This window comes from Mycobacterium sp. SMC-18, assembly GCF_045310895.1.
Taxonomy (GTDB): domain Bacteria; phylum Actinomycetota; class Actinomycetes; order Mycobacteriales; family Mycobacteriaceae; genus Mycobacterium.
On the sequence record NZ_JBJIAL010000003.1, the window covers coordinates 223691 to 240436 of the forward strand.

Here is a 16746-nt window from a genome sequence, read left to right on the forward strand (position 1 = left end):
ACGGCGACGTCCGGCCGCGATGTCTGGCAGCATCAACGGGGTGAGCTTGCAGGTGTACCACTACGGACCGGCGCGGCCGGCACAGATCCTGGCCCTGCACGGCCTGACCGGCCACGGAAAGCGCTGGCAGACACTGGCGGACGGGTATCTGGCCGAATATGCCGTGCTGGCGCCCGACCTCCTGGGACATGGCCATTCGTCGTGGGCGGCGCCGTGGAACATCGACGAGAACGTCGCGGCCCTGGCGGCCCTCCTCCAGGACGAGGCCGACGGGCCGGTGGTCGTGGTGGCACATTCATTCGGTGGCGCGATAGCGCTCAATCTCGCTGCCGCCCATCCGAATCTGGTGTCCGGCCTGGTGCTGCTGGACCCGGCGACCGGGCTGGACGGCAGCTGGATGAGCGAGATCGCCGACGCCATGCTCGGCTCCCCCGACTACCCGGACCGCCAGGAGGCCCACGCCGAGAAGGTGAACGGATCGTGGGGCGAGGTCTCGGCGAAGTACCCCGGCGAACTCGAGCGCGACCTGGACGAGCACCTGGTCGCCCTGCCGGGCGGACGCGTCGGCTGGCGCATCAGCCTGCCCGCCATGATGTCCTACTGGAGTGAGCTGGCCCGCCCGATCGTGTTGCCGCCGCAGGGCACACCGACGACGCTGGTGCTGGCCAAACGAACCCATCCGGCCTACGTCACCGGCGAACTCGTGTCGGGTTTGCAGGCCCGGCTCGGCGCCGACTTCGTGCTGACCGAATTCGATTGCGACCACATGGTGCCGCACGCCATGCCCGCCGAAACCGCCGACGTGATCCGGCGTCACCTGGTCTGATCGTGGCGGCTGTCACCGACGAGCAGGTGGAGAAGGTGCGGGGTCTCGTCGCGTCGATACCGTCCGGCCAGGTGTCGACGTACGGCGACATCGCCGATGCCGCAGGGCTTTCCAGCCCGCGGATCGTCGGCTGGATCATGCGGACCGATTCCTCGGACCTGCCCTGGCACCGCGTGATCAGCGCGTCGGGCCGGCCGGCAGCGCATCTGGCGACGCGGCAGCTGGAACGGCTGCGCGCCGAAGGGGTGCTGGCGGTCGACGGCCGGGTTCGGTTGCGGGAGTACCGGCACGAGTTCTGAGGGCCGCTCAGCCGACGGTGATGGCGTCCAGCCGTTCCTTGATGAAATCCGCGGAGACCACCGGCGCGAGCCCGGACACCGCACCGATGGGCGGCTGCAACGGGGTGATCAGCGCGTCGTGGTTGGCTTCGTAGAAGTAGATCAGCGACACCAGGTCCTCTTCCGGTGCGTGCGGTTGCGGCGGCAGCACGCGGTGGCGGCCGGACGGCCAGCGTCGTCCGCTCCAATACTCCAGCAGGTCTCCGATGTTCACCGTCAGCGCGCCCGGTTCCCAGGGCGCGTCCTCCCAGCCCGCTGCCTCGGAATACACCTGCAGCCCACCGGCGCCCGGCTCCCGGTCGAGCACCGTGACGGTGCCGAAATCGGTGTGCGGGCCGATGCGGAACTGCCCCGGCTCGGGTTCGCCCACGACGCTCACCGGCGGGTAGTGGTTGATGTTCATGGTCCACGTCGGCCGATCTGCCAGCGCCGCAAAAGGATTCGCCGCCAGTCCCAGCGCGTGCGCGAACAGGGCCAGCAGATCGTCGGACAATCGGCGCATCTGGGCGGTGTATTCATCCACCAACGTCTGCAATGCGGGCACCTCGGCGGGCCATACGTTGGGGGCGAACCAGATTCGGTCCACCTCCGGATCCCCCGTCGACGTTTCCGCGCCCAGGCTGAAACTCTCCTTGAGATCGGGTGGTGTCTCGGTGCCCTCGGCGTAACCGTTGGCCTCGGCACCCGGGCCGATCCAGCCGTGCCCGCCGACCGGCACCGAGTACCGCTGCTTGACCTCGTCGGGCAACGCGAAGAACTCCCGGCTGGCCGCGCGCACCGCAGCCGCCAACCCCTGGTCCACCCCGTGACCGGTGACCACGATGAAACCGGCGCGCTGCAGCCCCTCGTCGACCTCGGCGGCCAACGCATCGGCCTCGGCTCCGCCGGCATACCAGCGGGAAATATCCACTGTCGCAATGGCACTCATTCGCCGATATCCTCCGCCCACAATTCGGGGTGGGCCGCGATGAAGTCCTCCATCATGGCCACGCACCGCTCGTCGTCCAATACCGTAACCGCCACACCATGTTCGGCCAGCCAGTCATGACCGCCGTGGAACGTGCGGGCCTCCCCGATCACCACCGCGCCGATGCCGAACTGCCGCACCAGCCCGCTGCAATACCAGCACGGCGACAGCGTCGTCACCATGATGGTCGAGCGGTAGCCGCGCTGGCGCCCGGCCGCGCGGAACGCGTCGGTCTCGGCGTGCACCGAGGGATCATCGTTCTGCACCCGGCGGTTGTGCCCGGCGCCCAGGAGTTCACCATCGGCGCGAAACAACGCCGCGCCGATCGGAATGCCGCCTTCGGACAGCCCTTTTCGGGCTTCGGCGACCGCGACGTCGAGCATCTGCTCAGGGGTCATACGGCGGCGCATTCCGCGGCGATCTTCTTTCGACACAACACCAGGTACGCGACACCCGCGATGACGAAGCCGACGAAGAAGGTGATGTCGCCGAGCTTCGGCACCGCACGGGCGATGTAACCGACGAACTTCTCCTGGTTGGAGAACAACAGCACCGACAGGCCCAGTCCCAGCGCGAAGGACAGCAGCCCGGGCCAGTTCGAGTACGAGCGGTCGTAGAGGTACCCGGCAATGTGTTGCCCGCGACGCAGATACTGATCGGCGAAGACCACACCCAGCCACGGTCCGATCCAGTAGGCGATCACCAGCAGGAACGCTTCATAGCTGTGCGCGGCGTCGGGCAACGCCCACCAGGCGATCAGGAAACCGGCGACGCCGAAGAAGACGGTCACCAGCGCCCGCGCGATATGCGGCGGCAACGTGATCCCGATGGTCACGAAAGCCATTGCCCCGGAATAGATATTGAGCGCATTGGCGGCGATCGCGCCGATCGCGATGGCCAGCAGGGTCGCCTTGGCCAGCCACGGCCCGAGCTCGGCCGTGAACGACGCGGTCGGATTGGCCAGGCTCGCGGTGCCGAACGTCGCCGATGCCGCCCCGACGATCTCCAGGACCGCGCACGAGATGAACAACCCGGTCGAGGCGAAGAACCCCGTCGCGAAAGTGGACACCGCCGACGGCAGATAGCGCGTGTAGTCCGCGGCGTACGGGGTCCAGCCGGCCGCGTAGCCGAACGACGTGCCGACGGTGAGCAGGAAGCCGCCGAGTCCGCCGACGCCGCCCGACGGCGCGGGCGCACCCAGATTCGCGTGCGCGAAGATTCCGACCGATGCCGCGCCGAAGACGACGACGAGCGCGGGGAACGACCACCGCTCGAACGCCTGCACCAGGTTGTGACCGAAGAACGCGAACGCCGTCTGCAGCACCACGATGATGATCAGGCCGATCAGCGGCCCGAAGCCGAACAGGGTGGACAGGGCAAACGCACCGCTGACGCTGTTGGTGGCGAACCAACCGACGCCCGCGGTGATCGACATCAGCGTCGCCGGCAACGCATTGCCCTTGAACCCGAACGCCATTCGGCCCAGCACCATCTGCGGCACGCCGTGCAGCGGCCCACGCGCGGACAGGAAATAGTGCGCGATGGCACCCAGCCCCGTCCCGACGACGATCCCGGCGACCGCCTGCCAGAAGCTCATGCCGAAGGCGAGGACGGCCAGCATGCCGACGAACACCGTCGCGAATTCCATGTTGGGCGACGTCCACGTCCAGAACAGCTGGCTCGGCTTGCCGTGCCGGTCCGCCTCGGCGATGAACTCGTTGCCACCGGGTTCGACCGCAGCGATCCGGTCTTTGTAGGTTCCGTCGGTGGTGGGTTCAACAGCCGTCATGCGAGGTAACTTTCCCACCGAACGGGGCGCGCTGCCATTCGAACGACGGTGCGCGGAATTACAGCACCAGGCGGACCAGAGCTGCGGTGCGGGCCAGCCCCGGGAAAGCCGCGGCCGTCGACCGGGGGTGCAGGGCATGCACAGCGAGCCGGAAGATCAAGGCACGCAACAACATCTGCGGCCACTCCGGCAGCGATGCCCAGCGTTCGATGAGACCGTCGTCGGCCTCGCCCCAGGACAGCGCATCGACGACGACCACGCCCGCGGCCCACGACGCCGGGCGCCAGTACGGCGTGATGTCGGTGATGCCCGGCGCGGCGGTGCCGGCGAACAGCACGGTGCCGTAGAGGTCGCCGTGCACCAGCTGGCTCGGGTTGCGGGTCGGCTTGCGCAGCGACGCAAGCTGATTGATCAGCTCGATCGAACGGCGGCCGTCGGTGGTCCCGGGTACCACCCGCGAGCCGGGCGGCAACGACTGCAGTGGCCGGTCTTCCCACGCGGCGCGGTCGGCGGCGATGAAGACATCGACGTCGCTCCACGGCACCGCGGGCGGCTGCGTCAGGAACCGTGGACGCTCGAGCTTGGCCGTCGCCTCGTGCAGGCGCACCGCCGCCGAGACGATCTCGTCGTGCCGCGGTTCCGGTGTCCCGGTGACGAACGTGTCAGCGCGCCAGCCGGCGACGACGTAGCGGCCGTCGGTGGCACGCACCGGGCGGGCCAGCCGGACGCCGTCCACGAACAGCGTCTCGCGCACCTTGGCCGACCAGGACGCCCGCGCGTTGTCGGCGACCATGGACAGCACGACCTCGCCACAGCGCCAGCCGCCCTCCCAGCTCGAGCCGAGCGGCACCGGCCGGAGACCGGTCAGGCCGAACGCCGTGAGCACATGTTCGGGAGGACGGTCGACGGTCACCCGATCAGACTAAGGTGTGCCCGGCCAGACCTGACGTCAGTACATGACCATGTCGGGCTCGAGTTGCCGGGCCCAGGCCACGATTCCGCCCTGCAGGTGCAACGCGTCGGCGAATCCGGCCTGTTTGAGGGCGAGCAGGACCTCGGCCGAGCGGATCCCGGTCTTGCAGTACAGCACCGCAATTCGGTCCTGTGGCACCCGGGCCAGCCCGGCCCCGGAGTCGAGCGTCGACTTGGGAATCAGTTCGGCACCCTCGATGCGGTTGATGGCCCACTCCGCGGGCTCCCGCACGTCGATCAGGGCGACGGGCTTGCCGGAGTCGATCAGCTCCCGCAGCTCGAGCGGAGTCACCGTCGAGTCGGCCGCCGCCTCGGCGGCCGCGTCGGACACCACGCCGCAGAACGCGTCGTAGTCGATGAGTCCGGTGATCTTCGGGGTCGCCGGGTCCTTGCGGATCGCGATGGTGCGGTAGGTCATGTCGAGGGCGTCGTAGATCATCAGCCGGCCCAGCAACGACTCGCCGATACCGGTGATCAGCTTGATGGCCTCGGTGCCCATCACCGAGGCGACAGACGCGCAGAGAATCCCCAGCACGCCGCCCTCGGCGCATGACGGCACCGTGCCCGGGGCCGGCGGCTCCGGGTAGAGATCGCGGTAGTTCAGCCCGCGCCCGTCGGGGGCGTCCTCCCAGAACACCGACACCTGGCCGGAGAACCGGTAGATCGAGCCCCAGACGTACGGCTTGTGCGCCAGCACCGCGGCGTCGTTGACGAGGTAGCGGGTGGCGAAGTTGTCGGTGCCGTCCAGGATCAGGTCGTACTGCTCGAACAGCGGCACCGCGTTGTCGGTGTCGAGCCGGAATTCGTGCAGATTGACGGTGACCAGCGGGTTGATCTCCAGGATCGATTCGCGGGCGCTCTGGGCTTTCGACCGGCCGACGTCGGACTGGCCATGGATGATCTGGCGCTGCAGGTTAGATTCATCGACGACGTCGAACTCGACGATGCCGATGGTGCCGACGCCCGCCGCCGCGAGATAGAGCAGGGTCGGGGAACCCAGTCCCCCGGCGCCGATCACGAGCACCCGTGCGTTCTTGAGCCGCTTCTGCCCGTCGACGCCGAGGTCCGGGATGATCAGGTGGCGGCTGTATCGCGCCACCTCGTCGCGGGTCAGTTCGGCTGCCGGCTGCACCAGCGGCGGCAAGGAGCCGTTTTCCTCCTTGCGTCCGGACGGGGATGCCATGCCCTCAACAGTAATCAGCGGCTTCGCATGACATTTCGGGGCCGCTCGGCGGCGACGAGCGTGCGCTCCATGTACGCCGAATACGGCGTGTCGGGGTACAGACACGGCCGCTCGCGGGAGGGGCGGCTAAGGAATGGGGTACGGCCAGGAGTTGACGTGGCAGGTCTTGCCGTCGGGCTTGACCGACTCCGGGTCGAACTTGGCGTCGTCGTTGTTGTTGGTCGAGAAGGTCTGCTGCATCATGATCGGCGCCAGCCCGCCGTTGTCACCGCAGGGCTCGTGCATCCGGAAGCCGAGGGCGTGGCCGACCTCATGGTTGATCAGGTACTGGCGGTACGAGCCGATGTCGCCCTGGAACGGCACCGCGCCGCGCACCCAGCGCGCCTCGTTGATGAAGACGCGGGACTGCGCCTTGCCACCGTCGGCCGGGAAGTACGCCGGGTTGAAGCACGACGACTCCAGCTGGATGTCGTAGCCACAGCCCTCGCGGACCGTCATCGGCGAGGTCAGGGACACCCGGAAATCCGGTGTCTCCGGCGACGACGCGTCGAGCCGGGTGAAGGCGAACTTCCCGTCATGCGTCCAACTCTTGGGGTTCGCGAGGGTTTCGGCGACCATCCGGGCGAACGCCTCGTCACCGCCGAAACTGGTGGTGTCGACGCCGTCCTCCACCTCGACGGTGTAGGTCACCGACTTGGTGGTGCCCTGACCGATCTTGCCGGTGGTACCCGGCACGATGTGCCAGGCCTTGGCGCCGGCCTCGGTGAACGGACCGCCGTCCGGCAGGATGCCGGTGGGCAGGTTGACGTCGAACTGCGTCAGGCCCTTGGGCGGTGCGCCGACGATCGCGGTGCTCGCCGAGTTGATGGTGGGCTGGCCGACCATCGGCACGTGCGGATGCGACGGTGTGATCGGCGCCGGACCGGAGATGCTCTGGTAGACCACGATTCCGGTGACGACGGCCAGGGCCGGCAGGGCGTAGGCGCGCCACCCGTAGGTGGATACGAAGCGGCCCAGCCAGGACTGCTTGCGCCACTGCTGCCGGTCGTCCCGGTTGGACCGCAGCCGTCCGGAGTCCTCGGCCACCGGATCCCGCTGCGCGCGCAAGGGCTCACGCCACTCGTTGCGCACCACAGGGACGCGACCGGTGCCTCGGCCCGGGTCGTAGGTCACCGAACCAGGATGGCACAGAGCTGGGCGTACGCCGGTAATGGCACGCCACCAGGTTGTTCAAGTGGGACCGGACACAATCGCCGAACCGCTGGTAGCACGCGAATGCCGCGAACTAACGGTAGTAGTGTCGTGGCGATAAACTGCCGGGTCGGTCAACCTGAACAACACGTTGGGCGGCCATGAACAGCGGGGTCCAGATCGGACAATGCCAGATTGAGGACGTAATGAGCGAGGTTGCCAACACCTCAGACGCCAGAGGCACGCAAGCCGGAACCGACGGTGCGCAGGGCGGCCCGACCACGAATCGACGGGGCAACCGGCTGCCTCGCGACGAACGCCGCGGCCAGCTGCTGATCGCGGCGAGCGACGTCTTCGTGGACCGCGGCTACCACGCAGCCGGCATGGACGAGATCGCCGAACGCGCCGGCGTGAGCAAACCCGTCCTGTACCAACACTTCTCGTCGAAGCTGGAGCTGTACCTGGCCGTGCTGCAGCGGCACGTCGACAACCTGCTGCAGGGCGTGCGCGGCGCGCTGAGCGCCACCACCGACAACCGGCTGCGCCTGCGTGCGGCCGTCGAGGCGTTCTTCGACTTCATCGAGCACGACAGCCAGGGCTACCGGCTGATCTTCGAGAACGACTACGTCACCGAGCCGCAGGTGTCGGCGCAGGTGAAGGTCGCAACCGATTCGTGCACCGACGCGGTGTTCGACCTGGTGAGCAGCGATTCCGGGTTGGAGCCCCATCGCGCCCGGATGATCGCCGTCGGGCTCGTCGCGATCAGCGTCGACTGTGCCCGCTACTGGATCAACAACGACCGGCCGATCTCCAAGGACGCGGCCGTCGACGGCACGGTGCAGTTCGCCTGGGGCGGACTGTCACACGTTCCACTCACCCGCTGACGCGGCCAGAACAAAGAAAGCTGCCCCTTTCCATGATGGAAAGGGGCAGCTTTTCTGCGTGTGGGCGGTGTCAGTCCTTGCCGGTGACGCCGAAGCCGACGCGGCGGACGTCGGCAGCGCCGATCTCGACGTAGGCGATCTTTGCGGTCTGCACCAGGAACCGGCGACCCTTCTCGTCGGTCAGTGCGAGCACGCCCGAATCCTGACCGAGCGCGTCGGTCACCAACTTCTCCACTTCCTCGGGAGTCTGCGCGCTGTTGAGGAACAGTTCGCGCGGGCTGTCGGTGACACCGATCTTGACCTCCACGCTGACCCCTTTCATTCGTTTTCAAGACTTCGGTCGAGCTGCTGTCGAACTCTCCTCAGGAGGCTAGTGGACGACGGCCGCCGCGGTGGCCGCGGGCCGTTCGCCGGTGGCGAACCGGTGCAAGTCCCGGCGCCGAGGTCACGACGTCATCACAGTTGTCGGCCCGAAAACACCGCCCGGCGGCACCGCTCTTCGAGGTCGCGACAGGTCGTCTCGGCGCGGTCGACCGAACCGAGTCCCGACCGTTATCCGACGGTCAGCGAGCCGACCTCATCCGTAACTTTTGCACCATTAGCATCGACGAGGTAAGTGATACTCGACCGGGGAAAGTCGCCATGAGCAGGACATATTCGCGATATTCAACACCGTCGGGGGCGTCCACCGGCAGCTACGGGGACACCCCGAGCCACCAGGGCTACGACCGCGGCTACAGCTACAGCTACGGCTCCAGCACCGGGTACGGCAGCGACCGGACCCACTCGTACGGCTCGTACAGCTCGTACAGCTCCGCCACCGACCTGGCCGACCGCCCCACGCGCGAGTACAGCAGCACCTACGGCGACACCGATCGGTTCACCGCAGCCGATACGGACTACACCGGTGGCGACGCCGACGCGGCCTATGACGACGCGGCGTATGACGACTACGACGACGAGATCTACGAGTACGACGAAGGCATCGACCGGCGCTGGGTGTGGGTGGCCGGTGTCGCCGGCGCCATCCTGCTGGTGGCGGTCATCTGCACCGTCGTCATCCTCGGCGGCGGTGACAGCGGGCCTGTCACGGCGCCGATCACGCCGCCCAGCACGAGCCAGTCGGCCACGCCGACGGCCGCCGCCACGCCGTCGGCCGCACCGCGTCCCCGGGTGACGGCGGCGCCGCCGACCGCGTCGCTGGCTCCCGAGACGGTCACGACCGTCACCCCGACCGCAGCGGCGCCCACACCGGCCGAGGCCGTACCGCCGGTCGACCCCGCGGCCGTGCCCGCGGCACCGCTGCCGAACACGGTCACCTACCGCATCACCGGCAACAAGTCGCTACTCGACCTCGTGACGGTGATCTACACCGACGGGCAGGGTGCGCTGCAGACGGACGTCAACGTGGCACTGCCGTGGGCCAAGACGGTCACGCTGAACCCGGGCGTCACGCTGAGTTCGGTGACCGCCACCAGCGTCACCGGTCAGCTGAACTGCTCGATCAGCGACGGTTCGGGACAGCCGGTCGCCGTGCAGAGCAACAACACGATGATCACCACCTGCACGAAGTAATCGCCACAGGCATCCAGGACCGGGTGTGTGAGCTCAGCCGAGGCCGAGTTCGCGCACCCGGTTCTTGTGTGTCTCCTGCAGGCGCTCGAAGAACTCGGTCATCTGGGTCAGGCCCTCGCCGCTGGACAGCACCAGGTCGACGAGTTCGTCGTGCTCGGCCATCACGAACTGCGCCTGGGTGATGGCCTCCCCCAGCAACCGGCGCGACCACAACGCCAGCCGGTGCCGCTGCCGGTCGCTGGCGCTGACCGCGGCCCGCACCTCGGCCACCACGAACTGGGAGTGCCCGGTTTCCGACAGCACCGCGCGCACCACGTCGGCGGCCTCGGCGGGCAGCGACCCGGCGATCTCCAGGTAGAAATCGGCTGCCAGGGCGTCGCCGACGTAGGTCTTGACCAGCGCCTCGAGCCACGTGCTCGGTGTGGTCAGCCGGTGGTAGTTCTCCAGTGCCGGAGCGTATTTCGTCATCGCCGGGACGACGTCGACACCGCGGCGCAGCAGCGCCTCGCGCAGCACGTCGAAGTGCCCCATCTCGGCGGCGGCCATGCGCGCCAGGTTGATGCGACCGGCCAGGTTCGGCGCCATCCGCGCCTCCTCGGTCAGCCGGTAGAACGCGGCGACCTCGCCGTACGCGAGCAGGGCGAACAGCTCGTTGATACCGGGATGATCGCCGGTCACCGCCGGCTGCGCCGGAGTTGCCGTCTGCTCGGGCAGCGCCTGGGACCTCGAAGGCGACGGGGAAGGCATGGCCCCAACTGTAGACCGCGACTCGCGTCACAGCCGACCGGCGATGCGACCAGCTACAATGTTCTCGGCTGTAGCCAGTTCCGGGCAAGTTCCGGATCGGGAAAAGGTCCGGCGCGGGCAACGCGCGACCGGCTGCGACCAAGGAAATGTGCGTGCACGTGTTGGCCCACCTCCATCCGCGACCGACGCGGTAGACGGTTCTCCAGCTCGCCGGAACACCCGGCTGATTCGGCAGAACCGCCCCGAGGGCCCAAGTGTTGATCGTCAGACTCGTGCGCGCGTGGACAAACAGCGAGCACAGACTCCGATGACACTGGAAGGCATCCACGCCACCTCATGACCGCATTGACTGCAAAGACAACCGAAGAAAAAACATTCGCTGACCTGGGCGTTCGGGACGAAATCGTCCAGGCACTCGCCGAAGACGGCAAGGCCCACCCGTTCGCGATCCAGGAGCTGACCCTCCCGCTCGCGCTGGCCGGCGACGACCTGATCGGCCAGGCCCGCACCGGTATGGGCAAGACCCTGGCGTTCGGTGTGCCGCTGCTGCACCGCGTCGCGTCCGACGCCTCGCTGCCGCTGACCGGCACCCCGCGCGCGCTCGTCGTCGTCCCCACCCGTGAGCTCTGCATCCAGGTGCACGGCGACCTGACGATGGCCAGCAAACACCTCAAGGCCGGCGAGAACGGGGAGCGCAAACTCCGCGTCGAGGCCATCTACGGCGGCCGCCCCTACGAGCCGCAGATCGAGGCCCTGCAGCAGGGTGTCGACGTCATCGTCGGTACCCCGGGCCGGCTCCTGGACCTGGCTCAGCAGGGTCACCTGCAGCTCGGTGGCCTGAGCGTTCTGGTCCTCGACGAGGCCGACGAGATGCTGGACCTGGGCTTCCTGCCCGACATCGAGCGCATCCTGCGGCTGACCCCGGATTCCCGGCAGGCCATGCTGTTCTCGGCGACCATGCCGGACCCGATCATCACGCTGGCCCGCACGTTCATGAACCAGCCGACGCACATCCGGGCCGAGGCCCCGCACTCGGCGGCGACCCACGACACCACCAAGCAGTTCGTCTACCGCGCCCACGCGCTGGACAAGGTCGAGATGGTGAGCCGCATCCTGCAGGCCAACGGCCGCGGCGCGACCATGATCTTCACCCGCACCAAGCGCACCGCGCAGAAGGTGTCCGACGAGCTCGCCGAGCGCGGTTTCAAGGTCGGCGCCGTCCACGGTGACCTGGGCCAGATCGCCCGCGAGAAGGCGCTCAAGTCCTTCCGCAACAGCGACATCGACGTTCTGGTCGCGACCGACGTCGCCGCCCGCGGTATCGACATCGACGACATCACGCACGTCATCAACTACCAGATTCCCGAGGACGAGCAGTCCTACGTGCACCGCATCGGCCGTACCGGCCGCGCCGGCAAGACCGGTATCGCCGTGACGCTGGTCGACTGGGACGAGCTGACGCGCTGGGCGCTCATCGACAAGGCCCTGAACCTGGACTGCCCGGACCCGGCCGAGACCTACTCGCGGTCGCCGCACCTGTACGAAGAGCTCGACATCCCCACCGATGTCACGGGCTCGATCGGCGCCTCGCGGGCCAAGCCCGCCAAGAAGTCCTCGGACCCCGAGCTCAAGCGCGAGTCGAGCGCCGACAAGGACCGTCCCGCCCGCAACCGCAGCCGGTCGCGCCGCCGCACCCGCGCCGGTGAGTCCGCTACGGGTCATGTCGAGGCAGCGGGCACAGTCGAGGGCGACACTGCCGAAGCCGGTGCCCCGGCCGGTGACAGCCCGGCCGAGTCGAGCCACTCGGGCCGCCGCCGCCGGCGTCGTCGTCCGAGCAAGGCCGCCTCGGAGGCCGCGGCCGTCGCAGCACCTGCCGCCGAATAGCCGCAGGCCGCCCGAGCCCTATGGTCAAACCGGAGCGACGTACCAGAGCTGATCTGATCGCCGCCGCGGCCATCGTCGTGGTGGTCGCGGTCGGCGCAGCGCTGATCTGGTGGAACAGCGACGCGCGCGCCACCGTCAGCCGGCCCGCCGACCGTCCCATCCCGGCCTTGCACGCCGCCAAGACGGTGCCGACGACGCTGCGCGAACTGTGGACCGCGGCCAGCGGCAAGACCAGCCAGCCGTCGGTCGTCGGCGGCGTCGTGGTGACCGGCGACGGCGATCAGATGCTGGGCCGCGACCCGGCGACCGGCAACACGCTGTGGAGCTACTCGCGCGCCCGCGAGCTGTGCGGCGTCACGACCGTGTACCAGTACGCGGTGGCGGTGTACCCCGACGGCCGCGGCTGCGGACAGGCCAGCGCCATCGACGCCGGCACCGGACGCCGCGGACCGGCCCGCAGCAGCCTCGCCGATGCCGAGGTGAAGCTGTCCACCGACGGGACGACGATCCTGTCGTACGGCGACAGCCGCCTGGAGCAGTGGCGTTCCGACCTGGTGCGGATGATCAGCTACGGCTACCTCGACGCGGTCGTCAAACCCGGCGTCCCGGCCTCTCCCCTGTGCCGCTTGGTGTCCGCCGCGGCCAGCTCGGCGTCGGTGGCCGTCATGGAGGCCTGCCCCAAGCAGAACGACCTGCGGCTGACACTGCTGAAGGCCGCCAAGGAAGAGGACCAGCCGGACGTCAAGCGGGTATCGCTGCCCGGCGTCAGCGTGGACTCCGACGCACAGGTGATCGCGGTGTCGGACACCAAGGTGGCGGTCTACCTGCCGACGCCGCAGCCGTGCGTGAACGTCATCGACGAGACCGGCAACACCATCGCCAGCACGCTGCTGCCGCATGCCGCGACGCCGGTGACGGCGACGACCCGCGTCGGTGACGTCGTCACCTGGTACACGGGTGACTCGGTGCTGGTCTTCGACAGCAACGGGCTGCGCTACAAGTACACCGTCAGCGCGCAGGGCGGGCAGGCACCGATCGGCCCGGCCACCATGCTGGCGGGGCATCTGCTGGTTCCGGTGACCAGCGGCTACGACACGTTCGACGCGCAGAGCGGCGCCGGTCAGACGCACATCGCGCTGGCGCGGCAACCGGTCAACTCCGCGGTGATCCCGGCCCTGGCCGGTTCGGTGCTGCTGGAGCAGCGCGGCAGCCAGTTGGTGGCGCTGGGTCAGTGACCTGAGGTGTCACACCTCAGGGGTGAAGACCGGCAGGGCCTTGTTCTTCTTCCAGTGCTTGATCAGCGACTGCGCCAGTTCGCGATAGGCGATGGCGCCCTTGTTCTTCCGGCCCGCGAGGACCGACGCACCCGAGGCGCTGGCCTCGGCGAAGCGCACCGTGCGCGGGATCGGCGGGGCGAGCACCACGAGGCTGTAGCGGTCGGCCACGTCGAGCAGGACGTCGCGGCTGTGCGTGGTGCGGGCGTCGTACAGCGTCGGCAGCGCGCCCAGCAGCCGCAGGTCGGGGTTGGTGATCTGCTGCACGTCGTTGACGGTCCGCAGGAACTGGCCGACACCGCGGTGCGCCAGCGTCTCGCACTGCAGGGGCACGACGACGTCGTTGGCGGCAGTCAGGCCGTTGAGGGTCAGCACGCCGAGTGACGGCGGGCAGTCGATGATGACCACGTCGAACTGGTCGGCGATCTTCGCCAGCGCGCGCTTGAGCGCGTACTCCCGGCCGGCCCGCATCAACAGCATCGCCTCGGCACCGGCCAGGTCGATGTTGGCCGGCAACAGGGTCATGCCCTCGGCGGTCGAGACCAGCGCGACATCGGGTTCCACGTCGCCGAGCAGCACCTCATGCACCGAGACCGGCAGCTTGTCGGGGTCCTGGCCCAGAGAGAAGGTCAGACAGCCCTGCGGATCGAGGTCGACGAGCAGTACGCGCTGCCCTTCCTCGGTCAGCGCTGCACCCAGCGACGCCACTGTCGTCGTTTTTGCGACCCCACCTTTTTGGTTGGCGACCGCAAGTACCCGTGTCACGGTGCCCATCCTGACACGCGGCCAAGTGGCGCCGCTCACCGTGGGGCAGAATCTCGGGCGTGAGTATTGGCGTCGACCCGGCAGGCGAACTGCTGACACACCGGCTCATCCTGCTCCGGCACGGCCAGACCGAATGGTCGCGCAGCGGCCGGCACACCGGACGCACCGACCTCGATCTGACCGAGGAAGGCCTGCAGCAGGCCCGCAGCGCCGCCTCGGCGCTGGCCGAACTGAAGCTCGACAACCCCTTGGTGATCAGCAGTCCGCGCCGGCGGGCAGTGGTCACCGCCGAACTCGCCGGACTGGACGTCGCCGAGACCACCGAACTGCTGGCCGAGTGGGACTACGGCGACTACGAAGGCCTGACCACACCGCAGATTCGGGAGCAGGTGCCCGACTGGCTGGTGTGGACGCACGGCTGCCCCGGCGGCGAGAGCCTGGCCGACGTCAGTGCCCGCGCCGACCGCGCCGTCGCGCTGGCCCTCGAGCACATGGCGACGCGCGACGTGGTGTTCGTCGGGCACGGCCACTTCTCGCGGGCCGTGATGACCCGCTGGATGGAGCTCCCGATCACCGACGGCATCCGGATCTCCATGGCGGCGGCCTCGATCTCGGTGTGCGGCTTCGAGCACGGTGTGCGCCAGTTGGTCGCGCTGGGTCTCACCGGCCACCCCAACCCGTGCCTGCCCGAGTGACCCCGGTTTTCGTGCTGGCAGGTCCCGATGGGGTCATGCTGGCGGACGGGCCGGCGCAGGCGTACCCGAATCTGGACGAGGCGCGGCGCGCGCTGGCCGACGACGTACCGATCCTGGTGGGCGCCTTGCCTTTTGACCTCGATTCCCCCGCGGCGCTGATGGCGCCGGCCGCCGTCACGTACGCCGACGCCCTACCGTTCAGAGCCGACCGGCTGCCGGCGGTCCGGATCGCGGCCAGCCTGCCGTCGCCCGCCGAACACCGGGCCCGGGTGGCCGCCGCGGTACAGGCCCTGCGCGACCCGGCGGCAGGCCTGCACAAGGTGGTGCTGGCGCGGGCGCTCGAGCTCGTCGCCGACGACGCCCTGGACCCGTACGTGGTGCTCAGCCGTCTGGCCGACGACCGCAGCGCCACAGCGTTTTTCACCGATCTCAGCGCGGCCGGCGCGCCGTACTCCGGCACCGCGCTGCTCGGCGCGAGCCCCGAACTGCTGGTGGCCCGCCGCGGCGATGTGGTGACGTGCAAACCGTTCGCGGGCTCGGCACCGCGGTCCGCCGACCCCGAGACGGACGCCGCCAACGGCGCCGCGCTGGCGGCCTCGGCCAAGAACCGGCACGAGCACCAGCTGGTCGTCGACATCATGCGTGCGGCGCTCGAACCGCTGTGCAGCGAGCTCGACATCGCCGCCGAGCCGCAGGTGAGCGCCACCGCGGCCGTCTGGCACCTGAGCACGCCGATCGTCGGGCGGCTGCGCGAAACCTCCACCACCGCACTGGATTTGGCCATCGCGCTGCACCCGACGCCAGCTGTCGGCGGGGTGCCCACCGCGGCGGCGGCACGGCTGATCAACGACCTCGAAGGCGACCGCGGGTTCTATGCCGGTGCGGTCGGCTGGTGCGACAGTGCCGGCGACGGCCGGTGGGTGGTGTCGATCCGGTGCGGGCAGCTGTCCGCCGACCGGTTGTCCATCGACGCCCGCGCCGGCGGCGGTATCGTCGCCGAATCCGATCCCGATGACGAAGTCACCGAGACCACAACAAAATTCAGGACGATGCTGACCGCACTGGGGGTAGCGCAATGATGGGACACCACAAATGACGACGATCATCCGCCCGGTCCGGCCCGGCGACGAAGTCGAGATCACCGCGATGATCCACGAATTGGCCGAGTTCGAGAAGGCCGCCGACCAGTGCACCGTGACCGAAGCGCAGATCCGGACGGCGCTGTTCGGCGGCGCCGAATCGGGCCAGGCCGCCGTTTCGGGTCATTTCGTCGAGGTCGACGGCCGGCCGGCCGCGTTCGCGCTGTGGTTCCTGAACTTCTCGACGTGGGACGGCGTCTCCGGCATCTACCTCGAAGACCTGTTCGTGCGCCCCGACTTCCGGCGCCGCGGCCTGGCCCGCAAGCTCCTGTCGACGCTGGCGCAGGAATGCGTCGAGCGCGGGTACACGCGGCTGCAATGGGCGGTGCTGAACTGGAACGTGAACGCCATCGCCCTGTACGACGAGGTCGGCGGCAAACCGCAGTCCGAGTGGACGACGTACCGGGTGTCCGGGCCCGAGTTGACGGCCCTGGCCCAGGGCTGATCCGGCGTCCGCTGACGTCCGGCGCAAATTTCTTCCCCAATTCCCTTCTGCACGTGGGCCTCGGCTGCCACC

18 protein-coding genes are annotated in these 16746 nt (G+C 68.8%); 9 read left to right on the forward strand and 9 right to left on the reverse strand.

Features of this window, described 5'->3' with window-relative positions:
- Window positions 1–19 precede the first annotated feature (19 nt).
- Together ACJH6J_RS04185 and ACJH6J_RS04190 are read left to right on the forward strand one after the other, a co-directional pair.
- Window positions 20–826 (forward strand): alpha/beta hydrolase, encoded by an 807-nt coding sequence (locus ACJH6J_RS04185; protein WP_318984126.1) that lies wholly within the window; start codon window positions 20–22, stop codon window positions 824–826.
- Between the two features lie 2 nt (window positions 827–828).
- The gene (locus ACJH6J_RS04190; protein ID WP_318984125.1) at window positions 829–1125 is read left to right on the forward strand and encodes an MGMT family protein; all 297 of its coding nucleotides are present in this window, start codon (window positions 829–831) and stop codon (window positions 1123–1125) included.
- 7 nt (window positions 1126–1132) lie between these two features.
- On the opposite strand, the gene ACJH6J_RS04195 is transcribed toward ACJH6J_RS04190, so the two are convergent.
- From ACJH6J_RS04195 to ACJH6J_RS04220, 6 genes are all read right to left on the reverse strand, one after another.
- Complete coding sequence (locus tag ACJH6J_RS04195; protein ID WP_318984124.1) at window positions 1133–2092, reverse strand: 2-oxoglutarate and iron-dependent oxygenase domain-containing protein; 960 nt, start codon at window positions 2090–2092, stop codon at window positions 1133–1135.
- Window positions 2089–2529, reverse strand: a complete 441-nt coding sequence (locus ACJH6J_RS04200; protein WP_318984123.1) for a nucleoside deaminase — start codon at window positions 2527–2529, stop codon at window positions 2089–2091. The genes ACJH6J_RS04195 and ACJH6J_RS04200 overlap by 4 nt, the downstream gene beginning before the upstream one ends.
- Window positions 2526–3920 (reverse strand): cytosine permease, encoded by a 1395-nt coding sequence (locus ACJH6J_RS04205; RefSeq protein ID WP_318984122.1) that lies wholly within the window; start codon window positions 3918–3920, stop codon window positions 2526–2528. The genes ACJH6J_RS04200 and ACJH6J_RS04205 overlap by 4 nt, the downstream gene beginning before the upstream one ends.
- 58 nt (window positions 3921–3978) lie before the next feature.
- Window positions 3979–4833: a TIGR02569 family protein gene (locus tag ACJH6J_RS04210; RefSeq protein ID WP_073697168.1), complete on the reverse strand. Its 855-nt coding sequence runs from the start codon at window positions 4831–4833 to the stop codon at window positions 3979–3981.
- Between the two features lie 36 nt (window positions 4834–4869).
- On the reverse strand, window positions 4870–6075 hold the full coding sequence (gene moeZ / locus ACJH6J_RS04215; RefSeq protein ID WP_318984121.1) for an adenylyltransferase/sulfurtransferase MoeZ: 1206 nt from the start codon (window positions 6073–6075) through the stop codon (window positions 4870–4872).
- Between the two features lie 126 nt (window positions 6076–6201).
- Complete coding sequence (locus ACJH6J_RS04220; protein ID WP_212806559.1) at window positions 6202–7248, reverse strand: DUF3152 domain-containing protein; 1047 nt, start codon at window positions 7246–7248, stop codon at window positions 6202–6204.
- Between the two features lie 224 nt (window positions 7249–7472).
- On the opposite strand from ACJH6J_RS04220, the gene ACJH6J_RS04225 reads away from it, so the two are divergent.
- Entirely contained in the window at window positions 7473–8150 is a 678-nt protein-coding gene (locus tag ACJH6J_RS04225; RefSeq protein WP_212806560.1) for a TetR/AcrR family transcriptional regulator, read from the forward strand.
- Window positions 8151–8220: 70 nt separating this feature from the next.
- Here the strand turns inward: ACJH6J_RS04225 and ACJH6J_RS04230 are convergent, their stop codons facing one another.
- Window positions 8221–8457, reverse strand: coding sequence for a DUF3107 domain-containing protein (locus tag ACJH6J_RS04230; protein ID WP_135355331.1), 237 nt, complete (start codon window positions 8455–8457; stop codon window positions 8221–8223).
- A gap of 335 nt (window positions 8458–8792) precedes the next feature.
- On the opposite strand from ACJH6J_RS04230, the gene ACJH6J_RS04235 reads away from it, so the two are divergent.
- Window positions 8793–9725: a hypothetical protein gene (locus ACJH6J_RS04235; protein WP_293019003.1), complete on the forward strand. Its 933-nt coding sequence runs from the start codon at window positions 8793–8795 to the stop codon at window positions 9723–9725.
- Window positions 9726–9758: 33 nt separating this feature from the next.
- On the opposite strand, the gene ACJH6J_RS04240 is transcribed toward ACJH6J_RS04235, so the two are convergent.
- Complete coding sequence (locus ACJH6J_RS04240) at window positions 9759–10472, reverse strand: ferritin-like fold-containing protein (protein WP_244872814.1); 714 nt, start codon at window positions 10470–10472, stop codon at window positions 9759–9761.
- A gap of 336 nt (window positions 10473–10808) precedes the next feature.
- Between ACJH6J_RS04240 and ACJH6J_RS04245 the strand changes: the two genes are divergently transcribed.
- Both ACJH6J_RS04245 and ACJH6J_RS04250 read left to right on the forward strand, forming a co-directional pair.
- On the forward strand, window positions 10809–12356 hold the full coding sequence (locus ACJH6J_RS04245; RefSeq protein ID WP_318984120.1) for a DEAD/DEAH box helicase: 1548 nt from the start codon (window positions 10809–10811) through the stop codon (window positions 12354–12356).
- Between the two features lie 20 nt (window positions 12357–12376).
- On the forward strand, window positions 12377–13591 hold the full coding sequence (locus ACJH6J_RS04250; RefSeq protein WP_318984119.1) for a PQQ-binding-like beta-propeller repeat protein: 1215 nt from the start codon (window positions 12377–12379) through the stop codon (window positions 13589–13591).
- A gap of 9 nt (window positions 13592–13600) precedes the next feature.
- Here ACJH6J_RS04250 and ACJH6J_RS04255 read toward each other — a convergent pair whose 3' ends face one another.
- Window positions 13601–14404 carry an AAA family ATPase gene (locus ACJH6J_RS04255; RefSeq protein WP_318984118.1) on the reverse strand — a complete coding sequence of 268 codons (804 nt, stop codon included), beginning with the start codon at window positions 14402–14404 and terminating at the stop codon, window positions 13601–13603.
- Window positions 14405–14454: 50 nt separating this feature from the next.
- Here ACJH6J_RS04255 and ACJH6J_RS04260 point away from each other — a divergent pair, with 50 nt between their 5' ends.
- The 3 genes from ACJH6J_RS04260 to ACJH6J_RS04270 are packed head-to-tail and all read left to right on the forward strand — an operon-like array spanning window position 14455 to window position 16674.
- Entirely contained in the window at window positions 14455–15090 is a 636-nt protein-coding gene (locus ACJH6J_RS04260; RefSeq protein WP_212806565.1) for an acid phosphatase, read from the forward strand.
- A gap of 35 nt (window positions 15091–15125) precedes the next feature.
- Window positions 15126–16169, forward strand: a complete 1044-nt coding sequence (locus ACJH6J_RS04265) for an isochorismate synthase (protein WP_318984297.1) — start codon at window positions 15126–15128, stop codon at window positions 16167–16169.
- 13 nt (window positions 16170–16182) lie between these two features.
- Window positions 16183–16674: a GNAT family N-acetyltransferase gene (locus tag ACJH6J_RS04270; RefSeq protein ID WP_318984117.1), complete on the forward strand. Its 492-nt coding sequence runs from the start codon at window positions 16183–16185 to the stop codon at window positions 16672–16674.
- Window positions 16675–16746: the final 72 nt, after the last annotated feature.